Here is a 21,255-nt window from a genome sequence, read left to right on the forward strand (position 1 = left end):
GAAAATCGCTCACCGGGCCCTGTCCCCTTGCCCGGCGGCGGAACAACTGACGGCGATTCCGGTTGCGTTCCTATCCAGAGGAAAAAAACGATGATCCGAGCGTTTCTTGCCATGGCCTTCACCGTTGTCGCCGCGTGGCAGTCGAGCGGCCTTGTGTTCACGCAGGCGGACGAGCGTGTGACGGGCGGGCAGGCGCAACTCGGGACGAATTCCGATGCGCGGGGCACGGCCCCGGCCGAGCCGCTGGCGCTTGCCGCGACCCCCTATGACCCCTGGGCGCCGCTTGTCGTCCAGCCGGCCCCTCTGGCACAGGACACCCCCGGCGCCCCGTCCCCGCAGGACCCTGCGCTGGTCCTTCGGGGATCGCAGATGCCGCTGCCGCGTCCGACAGGCGTGGTCACCACGCGCCCGCATCCGCGCCCGCCCTCGGCCGCGCAGATCCTGGACGGGGCGCGCATTCCCGCGCCGCCGGCCAGCCTGCAGAATGCCAGCGACCTGACCTGCATCGCCGTCGCCATCTATCACGAGGCGCGCGACCAGACCGATCTGGGCCAGCGCGCCGTGGCTTCGGTGATCCTGCAGCGCGCGGCGGTCCCGCATCGGTGGGGCCGGACGGCCTGCGACAGCGTCGTGCCGGTCCAGTTCAGCTTCATGACCTCGCGCTACGACTATCCGCCGATCAAGGACATGGAGTCCTGGAAGAAGGCCGTGCAGTTCGCGGCCGAGGCGTTCCTGCAGGGGCCGATGCGCGAATTGCGCGGGGCCGATCACTATCACACCACCGCCGTCTCTCCGGATTGGGCGCCCCGGATGATCCGCGTGCGGGTCATCGACGACCACGTGTTCTATGCCGACCCGAGGTCGCGCCTGTCGCTGTAGGCTCTGCCGATCGAGGGAACGCCCCCTCTGGCAAGATCACGATATCATTGACTGAAATCGCCTTGCGCGCGAAGGATGGCCCCAAGGCCTCGCGACATCGTCGGGGCGGGGATCGGGGGCATGATGGGCGATGACAGAGGGCCGGGCGGGGCATGAAGACCCGGCGCAGGCTGCGCGATCCCTACAGGTCGGCACGGGCGATCGTCGCGCGGCGCCGGTCGGCGGGCAACGACCTGATCCTGGCGACGATCCTGGCGGGCATCGCGGGGGCGGCGAATGCCGGGGGGTTCTTCGCGCTCGGGCAGTACACCTCGCACATGACCGGCTATCTGGCCGCGCTGGCCGACAATGTCGCAATCGCGAACCTGGGGATCGTCGCGATCAGCGCGCTGGCCGTCGCGGCCTTCATCGCCGGGGCCGGGTTCAGCGCGATCCTGATCACCTGGGCGCAGGGCCATGCGGCCAGCCGCCAGCAATATGCCTGGCCCCTGGTCGTGCAGGGTGTGTTCCTGGGCTGCTTCTCCATGGGCGGCCTGCTGACCGGAGAGGTGGGGCGGATCTTCTCGCTGGCCTGCCTGTGCTTCATCATGGGCATGCAGAACGCGACGATCACCCGGATCTCGGGCGCGCGCATCCGCACCACCCATGCGACGGGCATCGTGACCGATATCGGGATCGAGATCGGGCGCGCCATCTGCGGCCGCCTGCGGCCCGGCCTGGGCGTGACGGCCGACCGGGACAAGCTGCGCATGCTGCTGCTGCTCGTGGGGGCGTTCCTGGCGGGCGGCGTCTTCGGGGCGATCGGCTTCGGGCTGACGGGGTTCCTGTTCGCGATCCCGCTGGCGGCGTCCCTTCTGGCCCTGGGCCTGCCCGGCGTGATCGGGACGTGGGCGCGCTGAGCCGGCCGATGCTGAACCGTCACACCCCGCCCCGACATCGCCGCCGCCGCCCCGCCGGGGCGCTTGGTACGGGACTTACACAGGCCGCCCGACCCCCGCATCGTCACGGAACGGACGCAGGACTGTCGTCCCTCTGTCGTCTTCGTCTCGTAGCCGGTCCCCACACCCACCGCCCCGATCTTGCGAGGACGACCGATGACCCGTACCATCCTGACCGCCGCCACCGTCAGCCTGCTGGCCCTGCAGTCCGCCCATGCCGAATTCGCGCTGGACGCGCGCTATGCCGATGCCGACGGCGACATGATCGCCGACATCCCCACCGACGCGGCGCAGCTGTCGGATCCCGACACGCTGGTCTTCGCCTATACCCCGGTCGAGGATCCCGCCGTCTATGCCGAGGTCTGGCAGGAATTCCTGGACCACATGGCCGAGGTCACCGGCAAGCAGGTGCAGTTCTTCCCGGTCAACAGCAATGCCGCCCAGATCGAGGCGATGCGCGCGGGCCGCCTGCATGTCGCGGGCTTCAACACCGGCTCGAACCCGCTGGCCGTGGCCTGCGCGGGCTTCCGGCCCTTCGCGATGATGGCGGCCGAGGACGGCAGCTTCGGCTATGAGATGGAAATCATCACCCATGCCGACAGCGAGATCCAGGAGGTCGAGGACATCCGCGGCGGGCAGATGGCCTTCACCGCCGAGACGTCGAACTCCGGCTTCAAGGCCCCTTCCGCGCTGCTGCAGGCGGAATACGACATGGTCGCGGGCACCGATTTCGAGCCGGTCTTCTCGGGAGCGCATGACAACTCGATCCTGGGCGTGGCCAATCGCGACTATCCGGCGGCGGCCATCGCCAATTCGGTCAAGACCCGCATGACCGAGCGCGAGGTGGTGACCGAGGATCAGTTCCGCACGCTCTATACCTCGGAAACCTTCCCGACGACCGGCTACGGCGTCGCCCACAACCTGACCCCCGAGCTGCAGGAGAACATCCGCCGCGCCTTCTTCGACTTCGACTGGTCGGGCACCGCGCTGGAGGAGGAATTCAGCAATTCGGGCGAATCCCAGTTCATCGAGATCAATTTCGCCGAGACCTGGTCCGTGGTGCGCCAGATCGACGAGACGATGGGCGTGGAATATTCCTGCAGCTGACGCCGCCCGCACGATCCGGGGCCGGGGGTGCCATGCATCCCCGGCCCCCCGCTTTCCAGGAACGGACCCTGCCATGCTGGACCTTCACGGCCTGACCAAGACCTACAAGACCGGCGACCGGGCGGTGAACGATGTCAGCCTGTCGGTGCCCAAGGGGCAGATCGTCGGGCTGATCGGGCCGTCGGGGGCGGGCAAGTCCTCGCTCATCCGCTGCATCAACCGGCTGGTGGAACCGACCGCGGGCCGCATCACCCTGGCCGGGACCGAGCTAACCGGTCTGGGCCCGCGCGCGCTGCGCCGCCAGCGCCGCCGCATCGGGATGATCTTTCAGGAATACGCGCTGGTCGAACGCCTGACGGTGATGGAGAACGTGCTGTCGGGCCGCTTGGGCTATGTCAGCTTCTGGCAGAGTTTCACCCGCCGCTTTCCCCCCGCCGACATCGCGCGGGCCTATGCGCTGCTGGACCGCGTGGGCCTGCTGGACCATGCCGACAAGCGCGCCGACGCGCTGTCGGGCGGCCAGCGCCAGCGCGTGGGCATCGCGCGGGCCCTGGCGCAGGACCCGGAACTGCTGCTGGTCGACGAGCCCACCGCCAGCCTGGACCCCAAGACCAGCCGCCAGATTATGCGCCTTCTGACCGAGATCTGCGCCGAGCGCGACCTGCCCGCCATCGTGAACATCCATGACGTGGCCCTGGCCCGGCAGTTCCTGCCCCGCATCGTCGGCTTGCGCGCTGGTCAGGTGGTTTTTGACGGCACGCCCGCGGATCTGACCGACACCGCCCTGACCCGCATCTATGGCGACGAGGACTGGGACGCCATGCGCCGCGCCGAGGCCGAGGACGAGGCCGAGACCCGCGAGGCGCTGGCCGCCCGCGACGCGATGGTCCTGGCATGACGGCGGCCTATCCGACCCGCTGGCGCCGCCCGCCGCAGATCATCCGGAACCGGCGCCTGGCCCGCGCGCTGCAGCTGGGCTTCGCGATCTGGCTCATCGCGGCGCTGGCCACGCTGGACCTGGACTGGGCGCGCGTGGCCGAGGGCTGGTCCCGGGCCCTGCGCTTCGTCGAGGGCTTCCTGCAACCCGATTTCACCAGCCGCTGGCGCGACATCTCGCGCGGGCTGGTCGAAAGCCTGACGATGACGCTGACCTCGACCGTGGTGGGGGTGGCCATCTCGATCCCCATCGGCATCGGGGCTGCGCGCAACATCGCGCCGCGCTGGATCTATGCGGTCTGCCGGTCGATCATCGCCGTCAGCCGCGCGGTGCAGGAGATCATCATCGCGATCTTCTTCGTGACCATGTTCGGCTTTGGCCCCTTCGCGGGCTTCCTGACGCTGTCCTTCGCGACCATCGGCTTCATCGCCAAGCTGCTGGCCGACGACATCGAGGATCTGGACGAGGCGCAGGTCGAGGCCGTGCGCGCGACCGGCGCGGGGTTCCTGCAGGTCATCAACTATGCCGTCCAGCCGCAGGTGATGCCGCGCCTGATCGGGCTGTCGGTCTATCGCCTGGACATCAACTTCCGCGAAAGCTCGGTCATCGGGATCGTGGGGGCGGGCGGCATCGGGGCGACGCTGAACACCTCGATCGACCGCTACGAATACGACAGCGCGGGGGCCATCCTGCTGATCATCATCGCCATCGTCCTGCTGGCCGAATACGGCAGCTCGTATCTGCGAAAGCACCTGCAGTGACCGAGGCGACCGAGCATCTGGCGGGCAACCGCATCTGGACCTTTCGCACGCCCCGCGCCCGGCTGGCGCTGTGGGCGGGCTGGCTGGGGCTGGTCGCGCTGTTCGTCTTCTGCTGGCAGGTGATGACGCGCGGCACGATCTGGGCCTTTGTCTGGGACGCCCCCACGCAGGCCCGGGACATCTTCGGGCGCATGTTCCCGCCCGCCCTGGCCTATGTCCCCGAGCTGATGGTGCCCCTGTGGGACACGCTGAACATGGCGACGCTTGGCACCATGCTGGGCGTCGCGATGGCGGTGCCGGTGGCGTTCCTGGCGGCGCGCAACACCTCGCCCGCGCCGCGCCTGCTGCGGCCGGTGGCGATGTTCGTCATCGTCGCCTCGCGGTCGATCAACGCGCTGATCTGGGCGCTGCTGCTGGTGGCGATCCTAGGGCCGGGGCTGCTGGCGGGCATCATCGCCATCGCGCTGCGGTCCATCGGCTTCATCGGCAAGCTGCTGTACGAGGCGATCGAGGAGACCGACGCCCGCCAGGTCGAGGCCGTCACCGCCACCGGCGCCAGCCGCGCGCAGGTGGTGGGCTATGCGATCGTGCCGCAGGTACTGCCCACCTTCTGGGGCATCACGGTCTTCCGGTGGGACATCAACATCCGCGAAAGCGCCATCCTGGGGCTGGTCGGTGCGGGCGGGCTGGGGCTGAAGCTGCAGGCCTCGCTGAACACTCTGGCCTGGCCGCAGGTCACGATGATCCTGATCGTGATCCTGGGCACGGTGGTGGTGTCCGAGGGGATCTCGGCCAAGGTGCGCCGGGCGCTGATCTGAGGGGCGGCGGCACCCGAGGGGGTCCGGTCTTGCGTGCGGGGCCTTGCGATGTCACGCTAGGGGGACCCCGGATGCAGGCGCTTGCGGCGATGCGCGGCATCGCCCCGGGCGGAGGACGCCGACAAGAGGATGCCCAGATCCATGACCAAGCCGCCCGCCGCCCCGGATCCAGACGCCCCGAACCTTGATGTCCCGAACCCCGATGCACCGCCCGTGCTGAAAAGCGCCACGCGCCAGGCCAGCTGGCGCCGGGCCAATCCCGCGATGTACAGCGCCCATCTGGCGGTGCAGCGCGCGCTCGGCTCGGGGCAGCTGACCCGGCAATGCTGCGAGGTCTGCGGCGCCAAGACGGTGGACGCCCATCACGACCGCTATGACGAGCCGCTGAACGTCAGGTGGCTCTGCCGCCGCCATCACGTCAAGCTGCACCACTATGGCGAGGACATGTTCCCCATCGGCCGCCGCCGCGAGGCCTGACCTGGCGCCCGGCTGATCCGACCCGACGGCGAAACCGGCGCGCTTGGTAAGGCCAAGGTTAGAGTTCGGGAAGAATCCCCGCCTCTCCGCGCCGCGGCCTTTGCCCACCCCGCCGCCTGCCCTAGCTTCCGACCGAGAGCCCGCAGGCCGATCCGGCGACCGGGCATCGCGCACAGGAGGATATCATGGCGACCATCAACGGCAACGACGAGGCGAACACCCTGACCGGCACGGCCCTGGCCGATGTGATCCGCGGACGCGACAGCGCGGATCTGCTGCGGGGCTTGGGCGGCAACGACCGCCTGTTCGGCGATGATGACGAGGACCGGATCTATGGCGGCGACGGCGCCGACACGATCGCGGGCGGCAAGGGCGAGGACCGCATGTGGGGCGATGCGGGCAATGACGTCATCACCGACGAAAGCGGCAACGACGCCGCCTATGGCGGGGCGGGCAACGACCGCATCTCTCTGGGCGAGGGCAATGACACGCTGGATGGCGGCAGCGGCGACGATTACCTGAACGGCGGCGAGGGCGACGACCGGATGTCGGGCGGCACCGGGCGCGACACGATGATCGGCGGCGAAGGCAACGACACCCTGAACGGCGGCGCCGGGAACGACATCCTGACGGGCGGCGAGGGCAACGACGTGCTGATTGCCGGCGCGGGCAACGACATCCTGACCGGCGGCGATGGCGGGGACCGCTTCGTCTTTTCCAGCGGCAGCGACCGGATCACCGATTTTGAAAGCGGCGACGACGATCTTGACCTGTCGGCGCTGGCCTCGGTCGGCAATTTCTCGCAGGCCATGGCCCGCGCGCGGCAGGTGGGCGACGACGTCGTCTTCACCTTCGCCGAGGGCACGGTCCGGCTGGAGGATGTCCGCCGGTCCAGCCTAGACAGCGACGACTTCATCTTCTGAACCCGCGGCGACCGCTGCCGGCCCTTGACCAGACGGCCCGGGGGGTGGGATGACGATGTCTCTGACCGCCCGGTCCATGAAGGCGAAGATGGCAGAGCCGGATCCCCCCGCCGACGTCACCCTGTCCCCGCGCGATCCCGTCCGGGGCGGGGCCCGCAGGCTGGGCGCCCTTCTGGGCTTCCTGCCGGCGGCCCTGGCCGGGTGGCGCCCCACCTTGGGCGCGCGGGTCGCGGTCTTCCAGGCGATCGTCGTCGCGGCCCTGGGGATCAGCGCCGCGGCCACGCTGTTCGCCATCGAGCGGCTGGACTATTACATCGACCGCGATCGCGTCGCGGGCCGCCAGCTGAGCACCATCGTCCGGCTGTCGGGGCACCTGAACCGCTATTCCGAGAACATCGCCGAACTGCTGCTGCTGGGCCGCACGGTCATCGACGACTTCACCGATGCCCGCGCCCAGGTCGATGCCGGGCTGACCGAATTGCAGCGCCTGATCGAGCAGGAGATCGCGCTGATCCGCGATCCCGCCGACGCCGCGATCAAGCGCTACGAACGGATCCGCGCCGCGCAGATGCGGTCGCTGTTCGAACAAATCGACCGGACAGCGCAGCGCCTGCTGCTGCTGCGCGAGGACGACCGGACGGACGAGGCCATCGTGCTGTTCCGCAACTCGATCGAGGAGGGCCTGGACGCCGAGCTGGAACGCCTGGTCGCTGCCTCGCTGCAGGAGGAGGAGGCCGAGCTGCGCCGCATCGAAGAGCGGACCAACCGGCTGCAGGCGCGGCTGACCTGGTTCGTGGCGACGGTCTGCAGCGCGACGGTGATCATCGCGGTGCTGGCGGGCTTCGGCCTGACCCGCAGCCTCCGGCGGCCGCTGGCGCGCTTTGTCGCCGCCACCCGCGCCATCGGGGCGGGCGATTTCGCCGTGCGGCTGGACGAGGACCTGCCCGGAGAGCTGGGCGATCTGGCGCGGCAGGTCAACCGCTCGGCCGACCGGCTCGGCACCGAGAAGCAGCGGCTGCTGGAGGTGCAGGCGGGGCTGGAGGACGAGGTCGCGCGCCGCACCGCCGAGCTGGCCGAGGCCAATGCCCGGCTGCAGCGCCTGGACCAGATGCGGATGCTGTTCTTCGCCGATATCAGCCACGAGCTGCGCACGCCCCTGACCGTCCTGCGCGGCGAGGCCGAGGTGGCGCTGCGGTCGGGCCAGTCGGATGGCGTGCGCCGCGAGGCCCTGTCGCGGGTGGCCGAGATCGCGCGCCAGATGGGTCGGCTGGTCGAGGACCTGCTGTTCCTGGCCCGCGCCGAGGTCGGCGCCGTCCGGTTCGACATCGAGCCCCTGGACCTGCGGGACGTGGTCGATGTGATGCTGGCCGAGGCCCGCATCCTGGGCCGCGACCGCGCGGTCGAGTTCGACATCCGGATCCCCGACGCGCCCGTCACCGTGGATGCAGATGCGGGGCGCCTTGGCCAGGCGCTGCTGATCGTGATCGACAATGCCGTGAAATATGCCGATCCGGGCACGGTGATCGGCCTGCGGCTGGTTCGCGAGGGACCGGTGGCGGTCTTCACCCTGGCCAATGACGGGCCGACGATCCCCCCGGCCGACCTGCCTTTCATCTTCAGCCGCTTCCATCGCGGCCGCAACGTCCTGCCGGGCGAGGTCGAGGGCAGCGGGCTGGGCCTGTCCATTGCCAAATGGATCGTCGAGACGCACAAGGGCGCGATCGCGCTGACCAGCACCGGCGGGCGGACCCTCGTGTCGATCCGCCTGCCCCTGAAGGACTGAGGAGGCCATCATGGCGCAGCTGCTGCTGGTCGAGGACGACCCCCGGATCGCCCGCTTCGTCCGCAGCGGGCTGGAGGCCGAGGGCCACGCCGTCGAGGTGGCGACAACCGCCCTGGACGGGCTGGCCCTGGCGCGGCGCGGCGATTTCAGCCTGGTGATCCTGGACCGGATGCTGCCCGACATGGACGGGATCGAGATCTGCCGCCAGCTTCGTTCCGAGCATGTCGATATCCGCATCCTGATGCTGACCGCGCGCGACGCCCTGGGCGACCGCATCGGCGGGCTGCGGGCCGGGGCCGACGACTATCTGGCCAAGCCCTTTTCCTTCGACGAGTTCGTGGCCCGGATCGAGGCGCTGCTGCGGCGCGGCGAGCTGCGCCGCCACGAATCCGAATTGCGCGTGGGCGATCTGGTGCTGGACCCGATCACCCGCCGCGTGACCCGGGGCGGGCGCCGCCTGGACCTGACGCCGCGCGAATATGCGCTGCTGCGCTATCTGATGGAGAATGCCGGGGCGGTGGTCAGCCGGACGCAGCTGCTGAACGCGGTCTGGGGCCTGGGCTTCGAGCCGGGCACCAAGGTCGTCGAGGTCTATATCCGCTATCTGCGCCGCAAGCTGGACGAGGCCGACGCGGCCCCCCTGCTGCACACGATGCGCGGCGCGGGCTACGTGATCTCGGCAGAGGCGGAGATGCCGGAGGGCTGAACCTGCGGCCCTGCCTCAGGCGGCGAACTGCATCCGGCGCTTGCGGATCGTCGTCCGGTGGCGCAGCAGGAAGCGGACCATCTCGCGCGAGGCGTCGGGGCCCGACGGATCGACGAAGCGCCCCGCCGGAGAGCCGCCAGACCAGGCATGCCCGCTGCCCTCGATCAGCCAGTGCTCGACGAAGGCACGCCCCTGGCCCACGCGATGGCTGGTGCGGACATAGCTGCGGCCCTTGGGGACCTGCCGCTTCTGCTGCGTCTCGCGCAGATAGGCGAAGGGCTCCAGCGCCCGGAGGGCCACGAAACGGCCGTTTCGGGCGTTCACGACATGGTCCTTGCTGCCGTGGAAGATGATGGTCGGAACCGGATGCGGGCTGGGAATGCCGGGATTGCCCTGCCCCATCGCCGTCATGGCAAAGGCCTTGCCCTGCGCCGCGCCCACGGGCAGGCCGGAATGAACGCCCACGCCCGCGAACAGGTCGGGATAGGCCTGCGCCAGCACCAAGGCCGCCGATCCCCCCGCCGACAGCCCCGCCACATAGACCCGTGCCGGATCCGCCGGGTTCTGCTGCAGCACCTCGCGGGTCAGGCTGGCCAACAGCGCGGGCTCTCCGGCGCCCCGGTGCTGGTCGCCGGGCTGGAACCAGTTCCAGCACCGCTTGGGATGCGCCTCGCGCGTCTGCGCGGGATAGACGACCAGCATCCGGAACTCCTCGGCCAGCGCGTTCATGCGGGTGCCCTTGGCGAAATCGTCCGGCGTCTGGCCGCAGCCATGCAGCATGACCAGCACCGGCAAGGGATCCGCGGACCCCGCCGCCGAGGCCGGGGTATAGATCTTGTAGCCGCGCTGCCCGAAGGCGCAGTCATGGGTCAGGGTGCGAAACGACGCCCGCGCCGGGGCCGTCACCAGACGTGGGCGGGCCGGGGCCTTGACCGCCGCCGTCCTGGCCTTGGCCTTTGTCGCGGGCTTCGACGCCTTGGCGGGCGTCAGCACCAGCGCGGGCACCTTCAGGGCCGAGCGGAAGAATGCGGCCATCATCCGGGCGGCAACCGGGGCTGCGGCCTTCTTTCGACGGCCCCTGGAGGCGGAAAACATGCTCTTGCTCACGCGGACGGCTCTTTCTGCGACATGGCCCCTGTTCGAGGTGGCACCTCTGCAGGGCCGCGGCAAGGCGCAAAGACGGTTCCCGCGCGCAAGGCAGCCATGCCGGCGGCCATCGGCCTGCGGCATGTGCAAATCCGTCATCCGGGCCGCGGCCTGCCGCCCTTGCGCTGCCGGGCCGGCATGCGGGCGACGCGCCCCCCGCGGACGATCTTGCCGCCGCCCGGGCAGGGGCGGAACATTACAGGCGTGAGCGCGCTTGACACCCATGATCCGCATACGCAAGTCCCTCGCCCTTCTTCTGATCGTGGCGACCGCCGGCCTTCCCGCCCTTGCGCAGGATGCCGTCTTCGAAACCCCCGCGCTGAACACCGGCCTTGGCCCCGTGCCCGACCGGATCGACCGCGACACTCCGCGGGCCGCGATGGCCAGCTTTCTGCGGGCCGCCGATGACGAGGATTGGTCCGCCGCCGCGCATCTGCTCGATCTGGGCGAGCTGCCGCCGTCGCGGCAGGCCGCCGAGGGGCCGCGTCTGGCCCATCACCTTTATGACGTCATCGACCGCAAGGCGGTGCTGGACTGGTCCGCGCTGCTGAACCGTCCCGACGCGCTGCAGATCCAGGGCGGCGACACCGAGGCCACCGCCGGCGATCCCCGCCGGTCGCTGCTGCTGCGCGACCTGCCCCTGGACGTGGCCCCGGTCGAGATCCGCCTGAACCGCCTGCAGCCCGAGGGAACGGACCAGCCGGTCTGGGTCTTTCCGGTCGAGACCGTCCGCCACGTGCCCGCCCTGCACGAGATGTACGGCCCCTCGCAATTCGAGCTGGCCCTGCCCGAGGCGATGCGCACGAAGACCGTCGGCGGCCTGATGCGGTGGGAATGGATCGGCCTGCCAGTGCTGATCGTCGCGGCCGTTCTTTTGGGCTGGACCGTGCACCGGACCCTCAGGCTGGCGCGGCGCCATGCGCAGGGGCGGATCGCGACGGGCATCCTTGCGGCCTCGTCCAAGCCGCTGATCATCGCCAGCGTGACGGGGCTGATCTGGTGGGTCACCAGCAACGTCTTCGTCTTCTCGGGCCGGATCGACGTGTTCCTGGCCCCCGCCATCGCGACCGGCTTCGTGACGGCCGCGCTGCTCTTCATCGTCAGCAGCATCGAGGCGCTGCTGAACGGCCTGGTCGCGCCGGGCGAGGATGTCGACCTGACCCTGGCCAAGCAGGCCGAATCCCGCGTCCTTGCGACCCGCCTGAACGCGGCGCGGCGGGTGCTGGTGGTCGTGGTCTTCCTGATCGGCGCCGGGGTGGTCCTGTCCTCGGCCGATCTGGCCAGCAATCTGGGCCTGTCGCTTCTGGCCTCGGCGGGGGCGGTGACGATCGTGCTGGGCTTTGCCGCGCGCAATGTGCTGGGCAACATCATGGCCTCGCTGCAGATCGCGCTGAACCAGTCGGCCCGGGTCGGCGACCGTGTCGTCTACAAGGGCGAGCTGTGCCATGTCGAGCGGATCAACATGACCTTCGTGCAGCTGCGCAACTGGGACAGCACGCGGCTGATCGTGCCGGTCGAGGAGTTCGCCTCCGAGACATTCTCGAACTGGACCCTTCAGGACCCGGCCATGCTGCGGGTCCTCAAGCTGAAGCTGGACCCGCATGCCGATATCGATGCCCTGCGCAGGGTGTTCGACGAGGTCCTGGACCACGTGGCCACCCTGGAGATCGGCCAAAACCTGGGCGATCTGGACGGATCCAGCGTCAATGTGGCCGAGCAGGACATCTTCGGGATCGAGGTCTGGTTCAGCATCCCTTGCGCCGATCCGAACTCCTCGTGGGAGGTGGCTTGCGCCGTGCGCGAGAAGCTGGTCGCCCGGGCGGCGCAGATGGAGAGGGACAGCGGGACCCCGATCTTCGCATCGGCCGCCGCAGCCGGGGCGGCCTGATCGCATGGGGCCCGCAGATCTTGCCAGCATCTGACGCGGCCCCTGCGATGTGTCACGGGCGGCATCCGGGACCGTCATCGCGCGGAATGCGCGCATCCGCGTCCCTGTCGCGGGTCTGGTCTCCGCCAGCGCCGGCAATCTCACAACGGCCCCCTGGCGACATCCTCGGGCCAGATCTCGCTGCCGTGGTCCACCACCTTGACGCATGCCGCCCCCGACAACCGGCCGATCTGCTGCTGCAGGGACAGCTGCAGGGCCGGCGACGGGTTGCAGGATGTGCCCGGCGACGCGTCCTCGGCCAGACGGCCCAGAAACCGCGCCAGCCCATCGGCCTCCTGGCGCAGCAGATCCGCCCGCTGCAGAAGGGCCAGGACTGCGGGTGGCAGATGGCCCAGTGCCATGCCTAGGGCGGTGTCCAGTTCCGCCAAGTCGTCGTAGATATGCTGCGCCTCAGCGGCGGCGCGGGTCAGGACTTTCTTCAGGGACTGGGGTCAGACCCCCTGCTGCGCCGGCGTCACTGCAGCTTTTCAGTCACGGTTTCGATGCAGCGCAAGAGCGCCTCCTCGGTGAAGGGTTTGGCGATGAAGTTGTTCATGCCGGCCTTCTGACCCGGCTCGATCATCTCGCGGGTAGCGGTGCCGGTGATCAGGATGAAGCCCACCCGTTGCGTGCCGGGGTTCCCGCGCAGCGCCTCCAATAGGGCCAGGACGTCCATGCCCGGCATGTTGTAGTCCGAGATGACCAGGTGGACCGGCGCCGCCGCCAGCCTGCGAAACGCTGTCTCGCCATCGGCCTCGGAATCCGCACGCGAGATCAAGGCGCTGGTTTTGGACAGCGCGGCGCTGGTCATGGCGGGATCCGCGCTGGTGGGACGGACGGGCGAAAGCTTGGATCTGATCCTCGGGCGCGCCCGGGAGGTGTCCGAACAGGTCTCCGTCATTGCCCGGGCCGCCAACGAGCAGTCGGTCGGCCTGTCCGAGTTCAATGCCGGCGTGAACCAGCTGGACCAGGTCACCCAGCAGAACGCCGCCGTCGCGGAAGAGACGAACGCAGCCGCCGTCTCGCTGCAGCAGCGAGCCGAGGATCTGCTGCATGACATCTCGGGCTTTCGGGTCAGCGGCAAGGGACGGGCACCGGTCGGTCGGCCGCAAGGGGGTCGTCCAAGCCCTGTCGACCATGGGCCCGACCCTTGCGGGTTGTCGCGGGGCGAAGCGAGGCTGCGGCGCAGCTGTACGAGTTCTGACGGGATGCCGGGCGTGATCTGTGGTCGGGGACATGCTGGCGGGCCGGATCGCCCGTCAGCGACCCTGCGGTCCTCGCCCCTCGCGTCCCTCGTTCGATGCGGTCGGACGGCAAGGTTGCAGCGGGGCGGTGCATCTGCCTCGCCTGCTCCCCATCCTGGCCGAGGCGCCATCGACGTGACGCGGCTGCCGGAGCGCAGACGATCCGTCCGGCAGGGAGGGCCCCTCGGGTCATACCTGCGCCGCGGCCTGACCCTGAGGATGGACGTAGAGCAGGTTGGAGCGGTCCAGATGGGCCTGCATCGCGCGAACGGCGGCATCGGGATCGCCATGCCCGATCAGGTCCGCCATGTCGCGATGTTCGGTCAGGGTGACCTCTTCCTTGCCGGACCAGTGCAGCAGGACCCCGTGATACTGGAACAACCAGCGCAGCATCGACTGGCTGGTCGCCACCAGGATCGGGTTGCCCGTGATCGCCGCGATGCGGTTGTGAAAGGCGATGTCCAGCGTCACGAACTGGGCCGCATCGCCGATGCAGGCGCTCTGGCGGTCGATCAGCGCGTGCAGATCCTGCAGATCCTCAGGCGTGGCCGACCCGGTCGCGACGCGGACGAGGCCGCATTCGAACATGCGCCGCGCCTCCTTCAGATGGTCCAGCTGGTCGGGTTCGGAGGACAGCAGCATCCGTGCCACGTCGTCCACCCGGTTCAGGACGCTGTCGGCGCTCAGCGCGTTCACGCGGCTGCGCTCTCCGTGGTTGATGGTGATGAGGCCCATCGACTGCATGTGCTGCAAGGCCTCGCGCACGGCGGGGCGCCCGACGCCGAAGCGCTCCATCAGATCCCGCTCGGAGGGCATGGGCGCGCCGGGCGCCAACTCTCCGCTGGCCATCAGGTCGCGCAGGCGTTCGAACACCTGATCGGACAGCTTGCGCCGCAGGATGCGATCGGGGGCCTGTCCGTTGCTATTCCTGCTCATCCTGACCCTCCTGTCGCGACATCCCCGACCTATGCGCGATGGGGGGCCAAGGCAACTGCCCGGCGGGCAGGATCTGCCAGCCGAAGCCGGGCAGCGACATGCCGTCCGCCATCGTGCGGGCCTGCGGGGACAGGTTGGCGACGATCACCTCGTCCCCCAGATGCAGCAATGCAAGGTCATCCATGATGTGCGCCGCGTGGACCGGATGACCCGCCCGCACCGATAGGGCCGCGACGACCGCCGCCACGGGGCGCAGCGAGCCGTCAGTCCTGACGAGGCCGCGCGGGCCGTACAGCTCGGCGGGGGTCCAGACGGTCAGCCCGGCCCGGGCCAGCGCGGTGGCCAGCCCGCAGGTCCAGGCCGCGGCGAAGGCGGCGTCTTGGCGCGGGTCGTCATCTGACAGGCAGATGCGCCGGCGGTCGGGATTGGGCACGGTGCGGCTGCCATAGGGGTTGTGGCGCATGGCGATGGTCGAGGGGCCAAGCCGGTACTGGGCCGCGCCGGCGATGGCGCGGACGGAGGCGAGGATCTGGGGCACCGCCTCCAGTGTCTCGATGACCGAGGCGTCGTCGGCGGCATGAACGATGGGGCAGAGACCGTGAGTGACAAAATCAAGCAGCTCCGCGGGCGGGCGCTTGCGGTTCAGTTCGGGAAAGAAGCTGGCGCTGCCGCCGCCCAAGGGAAGGCCCGGCAGGGCGCGGCGGGCGGCGGCATAAATCTGGGCCAGCGGCGGGCAGGCGGGCCAGTCGGACCCCGGCGGGGTCGACTGGCGGTCAACGGCGGGCGTGACCATGATCGCGGCGGCCCGCAGCCCCGAGGCGGCCAGCGCATCGGCATAGGCGCGGAACTCGGCATCAAGATCGCCGTCCGGGGGGCAGGCGGCGATCAGTTCCAGATCGTACGCGGGGCCGGGATGGACCGCCTGCAGGGCGGCGAAGGCCTGCAGATCGGCGGCAAGATCGCCCGCACCGGTGTTCAGATGGCACAGCAGGCGCTGCGGCGCGAGGCTCCGCAGGGCGCCGGGGTCGGCCGCCGCGCGCCGGGCATCGGCGCCGGTCAGCAGAAGCGCGGTCTTCGGAAAGCGCGGATGCGGCGGCGCGGTCTGCAGGGGCGTGCGTGGCCGGGTCTGCGCCAGCGGCCTGTCGGATGCCGGGCCGTGACGGGTCGAGAGGGATGGCTCGGCCCGGCTTTCAGGCGTCGGCCCCGAGCCTTCCGCGGGCGGGGTCAGGGCGGTCGGGACAGCGGCATCCTCCCGCCGCGACCCATCGACAGGACTCAGCCCGGCGCCCTCCGCCTGCCACCAGCGGATCGAGACGGACTGGTCCAGCCCTGCCTTCGGGGTCAGCCGGTAGGGCCAAGGCAGGGCCAGCGGGCGGTTGTAGGTCTTGAACGAGGCGTCGCCCCATTGACGCTGGTCCTCCATCTCGAAGACATCGCCGATGAAGCGGCAGGCGATGCGCCAGGGTCCGGCCTGATGGGTCAGGGCGACGATGTCGCGGAAGGGCTGCCACGGCGCGATCAGGTCGGGGAACTGCCCGCTTGTCCGGGTGCCGTCGGCATGATCGACCTGCAGCGGCGCGCCCGCCACGCCCAGGATCGGGTGCAGCAGGGTAAACCCCGCGCGGTTCGTCCAGACCTCTCCCGCCGCCACCGCCTGCACCCGGGCGTCGAGCCCTTGGGCGGTCAGCTGCACCGTGACCCGCGCCGACAGGCCCGCGTCCAGATCGTGATCGGCACGATAGGTGACGCGGGTGGCCCGGGGCGTCTCGTCGATCCGCAAGTCGCTGATCCGCGGCGCGACGGTGCCCCAATCGCGGTCGCGGACCAGGAAGGCCAGCCCGCGGATCGCCTCCACCCCGTCCACGCGCAGGTGGCGCAACCGGCCCTCCTCCAGCGTGACGCGGGAGGGGCCGCAGGACAGGCTGCGGCGGTCGGGCTGCGGCTGGTCGGTGCCGGCGAGGCTGCGCGGATCGGTCATGGCAGCGCGATCCGGCTGCCGGCCGCGGCCGAGGCATAGGCGGCCTCGACCAGCGCCAGCGTCTGCAGGTTGTCCTGCCCCGAGGTTTCGGGGGTGCCGCCCCCCCGCAGGCAGTCGACGAAATGCTGCTGGATGACCTGCACGCTGTGCTGGATGTTGTGCCACGGCGGCGTCGCCCAAGGCAGAAGCGGCGGGGCCACATCGCGGATCTCCTCGGCCGCGCCGTCGCGCTGGATCACCAGGCGATAGCCCGCATCCAGCCGCAGCGTGCCCGCGCTGCCCTCGACCTCGATCAGGGTCTGGGGGAAGGTCTCGGGCTGGCGCCGCGTGGCATAGGAGCAGTCGACGACCGAGGTCGCGCCGCCCGCATGGTCCAGCAGGATCGTCGCCACATCCTCGCCCCGGATGGCGGGGTTGATGCGCGCGGTGCTGGCGGCCAGCCGCGTCGCGTCGCCCAGGGCCGCGCGGGCGATGTCCAGGATGTGGATGCCCAGGTCCTGGATGATGAAGCGCGGATCCGTGGCCAGATAGGGCTGGCCGGAAAACACGTCATGGCCCGACCGGAAGCTGAAGCGCCCGAAGAAGGGCCGGCCCACCGCGCCGCCCCTCAGGGCCATGATCGCCGCGCGGACGGGCGCCTGCCAGCGAAAGTTCTCGTGCACCATCAGGGTCCGGCCCGCGCGGTCCATCGCCTCGACCATGGCGCGGGCGTCGGCCATCGTCTCGGCGAAGGGCTTTTGGCAGATGGCGTGCAGGCCCGCCTGCCCCGCCGCCTCGACCAGCGGGCGATGCGCGGCGACGGTGGTGGCGATGTCGACGAAATCCAGATCCTCGGCCGCCAGCATCGCCCCGGCATCGGCATAGGTCCGCGCGACGCCGAAGCGCGCGGCGGTTTCGGCCAGCCGAACCGGATCGCGGTCGCAGATGGCGGTGATCCGCACGCCGTCGATGGCCTGCCAAGCCTGCATCTGGTTCTGCGCAAAGAAGCCGCAGCCGATTAGGGCGCCCTTCATGGCATCATCCACCAGCCCAGGCCAAGCGAGATCACCGGCAGGTAGGTGATCAGCGCAAGCGCGATCAGCACCGTCAGGATCGGCCAGAGCAGCGCGCCGAACAGCGCCTGCACCGGCACCCGCGCCACGGCGGCGGCGGCGAACAGGTTCACCCCAAGGGGCGGCGTGATCATGCCAAGCGCCAGGTTGACCACGATGACGATGCCGAAATGCACCGGGTCGATGCCGAAGCCGATGGCCACCGGGGTCAGGATCGGCGCCAGCACCAGGATCGCGGCCGAGGTCTCGATGAACATGCCCACGACCAGCAGCAGCAGGTTGACGCCCAGAAGGAAAGTCAGGGCCGAGCCGAAATTCTCCTGGCTCCAGGTGCCGACCGCGCCGGGCAGGCCCGACAGGCTGATGAGAAAGCTGAACAGCGCCGCGGCCGAGATGATCAGCATCACCGCGCCCGAGGACACCGCCGCCGCGCGGAAGATGGCGGGCAGGTCGCGCCAGTGCAGCTCGCGATAGACCAGGATCGACAGCAGCAGCGCATAGACGACCGAGACCGCCGCGGCCTCGGTCGGCGTGAAGACGCCGCCATAGATGCCGCCGACGATGATCAGCGGCATCAGAAGCGCCCCGAAGGCGCGGCGCAGCGCGGGCCAGACCGGCTGGCGCCCGGCGCCGTCCTGCCGCCCGTGGCCGGTCGCGCGGCACCAGATCTGCACCATCACCACCAGCCCCGCGGCGATCAGCAGCCCCGGCACCAGCCCCGCCAGAAACAGCCGGGTGATCGAGGTCTCGGTCGACACCGCATAGAGGATCAGCGGCACCGAGGGCGGGATGATCACCCCCAGCTCCGCCGACGAGGCCTGGATCGCCCCCGCCATGCCCACCGGATAGCCGTGCTTCAGCATCGCCGGGATCAGGATCGAGCCCACCGCGAAGGTGGTCGCCACCGACGACCCCGAGATCGCCGCGAACAGCATGCAGGTCAGCACGCAGCAGCAGGCCAGCCCCCCCTGCACATTGCCCACCAGCGACTTCACCAGCTCGACCAGCCGCGCCGAGATGCCGCCCTGCGTCATGATCGCGCCCGCCAAGATGAAGAAGGGCACCGCCATCAGCGGAAAGCTGTCCAGCCCGGTGAACATCTTCTGCGGCACGACCAGCAGCGGCAGGTTGGAAAAGAAGTGGATCGCGATGACCGAGGCCAGCGCGATGGACACCGCCACCGGCACCGACAGCGTGAACAGGGCGACAAGGCCGGCAGCGAGGGCGGAGTTCACGGGGTGTCCCTTTCCTGATCCAGATGGCGCAGCAGCACGCCGGGCACGGCCATCAGCGCGCCGAGGGGAATGGCGGCATAGAACCAGCTCATCGACACGCCCATCATCGCCACGCGCTGTCCCTGCACGCGCAGGGTCATCGCCCAGCCCTGCCAGATCAGCACCGCCAGCAGGACCAGCGTCAGAAGGGTGACCAGCCGGATCACCCAGATCTGCGCGCGGGGCGGCAGCAGGCTGCGGATGAAATCGATGGGGATCATCGCGCCAAGCCGGAAGCCGGCGGCGGCGACCAGCAGCGTCGACCAGATGATCAGTCCGCGGGCCAGGATCTCGGACCAGCCGGCCGCATGGCCCAGACCGAACCGCGTGACGACCTGGAAGAAGACCAGCCCGGTCGCCACCGCCAGCAGCAGCGCCGCCAGGTTGTGCGCCAGCCGGACGATCCCCTCGGCCAAGGCCTCGACATGTGTCATGATCGGCTCCGATGTGACGGGCGGGGCCGAACCTGGCCCCGCCGCGGCGGCGTCAGTCCTGCGCGGCGCGGATGCGGTCGATCAGCTCGGGCGCGTAGCGCTCGGCATATTCGTCATAGGCGGGCTGCACGGCGGCGGCGAAGGCGGCCTTGTCAATGTCCTCGATCACCTCCATGCCGTTCTCCTTCATCTGCGCGATGCCGGTGGCCTCGTTCTGGGCGACCGTCTCGCGCGAGGCGGCGGCGGCAGCTTGCGCGGCCTCGACGAACCAGCCCTGCTGCTCTTCGGTCAGGGTGCCCCAGTGGATCGCGGACATGGCGACCACGGCGGGCGAATAGACATGGCCCGTCAGGCTGATATTGTCCTGGATCTCCCACATGTTGTTGGCGGTGACGATGGGGATGGGGTTTTCCTGCCCGTCGATGGTGCCCTGCTGCAGCGAGGTCAGCACCTCGGTCCAGCTCATCGGCGTGGGCGCGGCCCCGGCGGCGCGGAAGGCGGCGATATGGACCTCGTTCTCCATCGTGCGCAGCTTGAGGCCTTCCAGATCGGCGGGCTCGCGGATCGGGCGGACCGAGTTCGTGATGTGGCGGAAGCCGTTCTCGGCCCACGCCAGGCCGATGATGCCATGCGGCTCGAAGCTGGCCAGCAGCTCCTGCCCGATCTCGCCGTCCAGCACCGCATGGGCGCTGGCGTAGTCGTCAAACAGGAACGGGAAATCCAGGGCATAGATCTCGGGCACGAAATTCCCGATCGGGCCGGTGGACGAGATGACCAGCTCGACCGTGCCGATCTGCATCCCCTCGATCACGTCGCGTTCGCCGCCCAGGGCGCCGGCGGGGCGCAGCGCGATCTCGAAGGCGCCGTCGGACAGCGCGTCGATGGTCGCGGCGAAGGCGCGGGCCGCGTCGCCGTAATGGCTGTCGGACGGCACGGTGAAGGCCAGGTTCATGACCTTGGCCTGCGCCAGCGCCGGACCCGCCCCCAGCATCATGGCCAGGACCGAGGCCGCGGTGAACATCTTCGTCATGGTGTCTCCTCCCGTGTTGCGATGGCGACGGGCCCTCCCCGGCCCGCGCGGTGGTCGTCAGGTAATTCTGCGGATGCTGGCCTCGATCTCGTCCCATTCGAGGACGCGTTTCCAGTCGTCGCGCATCAGCATCGGCTTGCCGAACTCGATGGCCTTGTTGCAGGCGTCCGAGAAGGCGCCCTGCCGTTCCTCGAAGATCACCGCGCCCAGGATGTTCATGTGGCCCAGCAGGAAGTCGCGGGCGCAGTCGTGGCTGACGCCGCTGCGGGCCACGCATTCGTCCATCGCCTCCCGCATCACCGACAGCAGGGACGCGCAGACGGTTTCCGATAGGCCCGGCTCCAGCATGGCCATCTGGCGCACGGTGACGCGGTGGCTGCGGACGACCGGGGCATAGATGGCCCGCGCGATGCGGTCGCCCAGGGCATAGTGGTCCTCGGGGCCCTGCATCAGCGCGTTCACGACGCCCTGCTGTGCGGCGACGCCGCCGAAATGGTCGGCCCGGCCCTCGGGCGTGGATTCGTCGTTGAAGATCGGCGGGTGGCAGGGATGGGTGACGAAATAGGTCACGTCGGCGCGCTCGGGCAGATGGCCCGCGAAGGGGGCTGCGGCGTCCAGCACCACGACCATCGTGCCCGGCGCCAGCGTCGGCACGATCTGGGCGGCCACCGCGCGGATCACCGTGTCGGGCACGGCCAGGATCACCACCCCTGCCCCCTGTAGCGCCGCGTCGCGGTCGATGCAGTCGATGCCGAGCTCGGCCTTCAGGCGCGCGCGCCCGGCCTCGCCGATCTCGACATGGGCCACCTCGAAGTCGGATATGGCCAGGTTGGTCGCCAGCCGCACCCCCATCTTGCCCCCTGCCCCCAGCAGCGCCACCTTGGTCATCCGTCCCTCCGCCCCGC

Annotated in this window: 21 protein-coding genes; 11 read left to right on the forward strand and 10 right to left on the reverse strand. The window is 69.9% G+C overall.

Features of this window, described 5'->3' with window-relative positions; genetic code table 11:
* Window positions 1–90 precede the first annotated feature (90 nt).
* The 10 genes from E4191_RS17555 to E4191_RS17600 all read left to right on the forward strand — a co-directional run bounded on the left by E4191_RS17555 (window position 91) and on the right by E4191_RS17600 (window position 9,329).
* Window positions 91–879 carry a cell wall hydrolase gene (locus E4191_RS17555; protein WP_139615767.1) on the forward strand — a complete coding sequence of 263 codons (789 nt, stop codon included), beginning with the start codon at window positions 91–93 and terminating at the stop codon, window positions 877–879.
* A 152-nt stretch (window positions 880–1,031) separates the two neighbouring features.
* The gene (locus E4191_RS17560; RefSeq protein ID WP_139615768.1) at window positions 1,032–1,778 is read left to right on the forward strand and encodes a YoaK family protein; all 747 of its coding nucleotides are present in this window, start codon (window positions 1,032–1,034) and stop codon (window positions 1,776–1,778) included.
* A 195-nt stretch (window positions 1,779–1,973) separates the two neighbouring features.
* Window positions 1,974–2,924 (forward strand): phosphate/phosphite/phosphonate ABC transporter substrate-binding protein, encoded by a 951-nt coding sequence (gene phnD / locus E4191_RS17565; RefSeq protein ID WP_139615769.1) that lies wholly within the window; start codon window positions 1,974–1,976, stop codon window positions 2,922–2,924.
* 73 nt (window positions 2,925–2,997) lie between these two features.
* Window positions 2,998–3,822, forward strand: a complete 825-nt coding sequence (gene phnC / locus E4191_RS17570; protein ID WP_135816660.1) for a phosphonate ABC transporter ATP-binding protein — start codon at window positions 2,998–3,000, stop codon at window positions 3,820–3,822.
* Window positions 3,819–4,622 (forward strand): phosphonate ABC transporter, permease protein PhnE, encoded by an 804-nt coding sequence (phnE, locus tag E4191_RS17575; protein ID WP_135816661.1) that lies wholly within the window; start codon window positions 3,819–3,821, stop codon window positions 4,620–4,622. Before phnC ends, phnE (E4191_RS17575) begins: the two co-directional genes overlap by 4 nt.
* A 17-nt stretch (window positions 4,623–4,639) precedes the next feature.
* Window positions 4,640–5,440 (forward strand): phosphonate ABC transporter, permease protein PhnE, encoded by an 801-nt coding sequence (phnE, locus tag E4191_RS17580; protein ID WP_407947087.1) that lies wholly within the window; start codon window positions 4,640–4,642, stop codon window positions 5,438–5,440.
* Window positions 5,441–5,653: 213 nt separating this feature from the next.
* Entirely contained in the window at window positions 5,654–5,917 is a 264-nt protein-coding gene (locus E4191_RS17585; protein WP_139615915.1) for a hypothetical protein, read from the forward strand.
* 185 nt (window positions 5,918–6,102) lie between these two features.
* Window positions 6,103–6,840 carry a calcium-binding protein gene (locus E4191_RS17590; RefSeq protein ID WP_139615771.1) on the forward strand — a complete coding sequence of 246 codons (738 nt, stop codon included), beginning with the start codon at window positions 6,103–6,105 and terminating at the stop codon, window positions 6,838–6,840.
* 49 nt (window positions 6,841–6,889) lie between these two features.
* Window positions 6,890–8,623: a sensor histidine kinase gene (locus E4191_RS17595; RefSeq protein ID WP_139615772.1), complete on the forward strand. Its 1,734-nt coding sequence runs from the start codon at window positions 6,890–6,892 to the stop codon at window positions 8,621–8,623.
* A 10-nt stretch (window positions 8,624–8,633) separates the two neighbouring features.
* The gene (locus E4191_RS17600) at window positions 8,634–9,329 is read left to right on the forward strand and encodes a response regulator transcription factor (RefSeq protein ID WP_135816665.1); all 696 of its coding nucleotides are present in this window, start codon (window positions 8,634–8,636) and stop codon (window positions 9,327–9,329) included.
* A gap of 15 nt (window positions 9,330–9,344) precedes the next feature.
* On the opposite strand, the gene E4191_RS17605 is transcribed toward E4191_RS17600, so the two are convergent.
* Window positions 9,345–10,436, reverse strand: coding sequence for an extracellular catalytic domain type 1 short-chain-length polyhydroxyalkanoate depolymerase (locus E4191_RS17605; protein WP_228461832.1), 1,092 nt, complete (start codon window positions 10,434–10,436; stop codon window positions 9,345–9,347).
* Window positions 10,437–10,698: 262 nt separating this feature from the next.
* Here E4191_RS17605 and E4191_RS17610 point away from each other — a divergent pair, with 262 nt between their 5' ends.
* Window positions 10,699–12,363: a mechanosensitive ion channel family protein gene (locus E4191_RS17610; protein ID WP_139615773.1), complete on the forward strand. Its 1,665-nt coding sequence runs from the start codon at window positions 10,699–10,701 to the stop codon at window positions 12,361–12,363.
* Window positions 12,364–12,503: 140 nt separating this feature from the next.
* On the opposite strand, the gene E4191_RS17615 is transcribed toward E4191_RS17610, so the two are convergent.
* The 9 genes from E4191_RS17615 to E4191_RS17660 form a co-directional block, all read right to left on the reverse strand.
* Window positions 12,504–12,764, reverse strand: coding sequence for a hypothetical protein (locus E4191_RS17615; protein ID WP_139615774.1), 261 nt, complete (start codon window positions 12,762–12,764; stop codon window positions 12,504–12,506).
* Between the two features lie 113 nt (window positions 12,765–12,877).
* Window positions 12,878–13,213: a response regulator gene (locus E4191_RS17620; RefSeq protein WP_135816667.1), complete on the reverse strand. Its 336-nt coding sequence runs from the start codon at window positions 13,211–13,213 to the stop codon at window positions 12,878–12,880.
* 622 nt (window positions 13,214–13,835) lie between these two features.
* A complete protein-coding gene (locus E4191_RS17630) occupies window positions 13,836–14,582 on the reverse strand; it encodes a transcriptional regulator NanR (protein WP_135816668.1) in 747 nt (248 codons plus the stop codon).
* A complete protein-coding gene (locus tag E4191_RS17635; protein ID WP_139615775.1) occupies window positions 14,569–16,560 on the reverse strand; it encodes a hypothetical protein in 1,992 nt (663 codons plus the stop codon). Before E4191_RS17635 ends, E4191_RS17630 begins: the two co-directional genes overlap by 14 nt.
* Window positions 16,557–17,573: a Gfo/Idh/MocA family protein gene (locus tag E4191_RS17640; protein WP_139615776.1), complete on the reverse strand. Its 1,017-nt coding sequence runs from the start codon at window positions 17,571–17,573 to the stop codon at window positions 16,557–16,559. The genes E4191_RS17635 and E4191_RS17640 overlap by 4 nt, the downstream gene beginning before the upstream one ends.
* On the reverse strand, window positions 17,570–18,847 hold the full coding sequence (locus E4191_RS17645) for a TRAP transporter large permease (protein ID WP_139615777.1): 1,278 nt from the start codon (window positions 18,845–18,847) through the stop codon (window positions 17,570–17,572). Before E4191_RS17645 ends, E4191_RS17640 begins: the two co-directional genes overlap by 4 nt.
* The gene (locus E4191_RS17650; protein WP_135819025.1) at window positions 18,844–19,320 is read right to left on the reverse strand and encodes a TRAP transporter small permease; all 477 of its coding nucleotides are present in this window, start codon (window positions 19,318–19,320) and stop codon (window positions 18,844–18,846) included. Before E4191_RS17650 ends, E4191_RS17645 begins: the two co-directional genes overlap by 4 nt.
* A 52-nt stretch (window positions 19,321–19,372) precedes the next feature.
* Complete coding sequence (locus E4191_RS17655; protein WP_135819024.1) at window positions 19,373–20,350, reverse strand: TRAP transporter substrate-binding protein; 978 nt, start codon at window positions 20,348–20,350, stop codon at window positions 19,373–19,375.
* Window positions 20,351–20,407: 57 nt separating this feature from the next.
* Window positions 20,408–21,238 carry a phosphogluconate dehydrogenase C-terminal domain-containing protein gene (locus tag E4191_RS17660; RefSeq protein ID WP_139615778.1) on the reverse strand — a complete coding sequence of 277 codons (831 nt, stop codon included), beginning with the start codon at window positions 21,236–21,238 and terminating at the stop codon, window positions 20,408–20,410.
* Between the last annotated feature and the right edge of the window lie 17 nt (window positions 21,239–21,255).

Source organism: Paracoccus liaowanqingii (assembly GCF_004683865.2).
In the GTDB taxonomy this organism is placed as follows: domain Bacteria; phylum Pseudomonadota; class Alphaproteobacteria; order Rhodobacterales; family Rhodobacteraceae; genus Paracoccus; species Paracoccus liaowanqingii.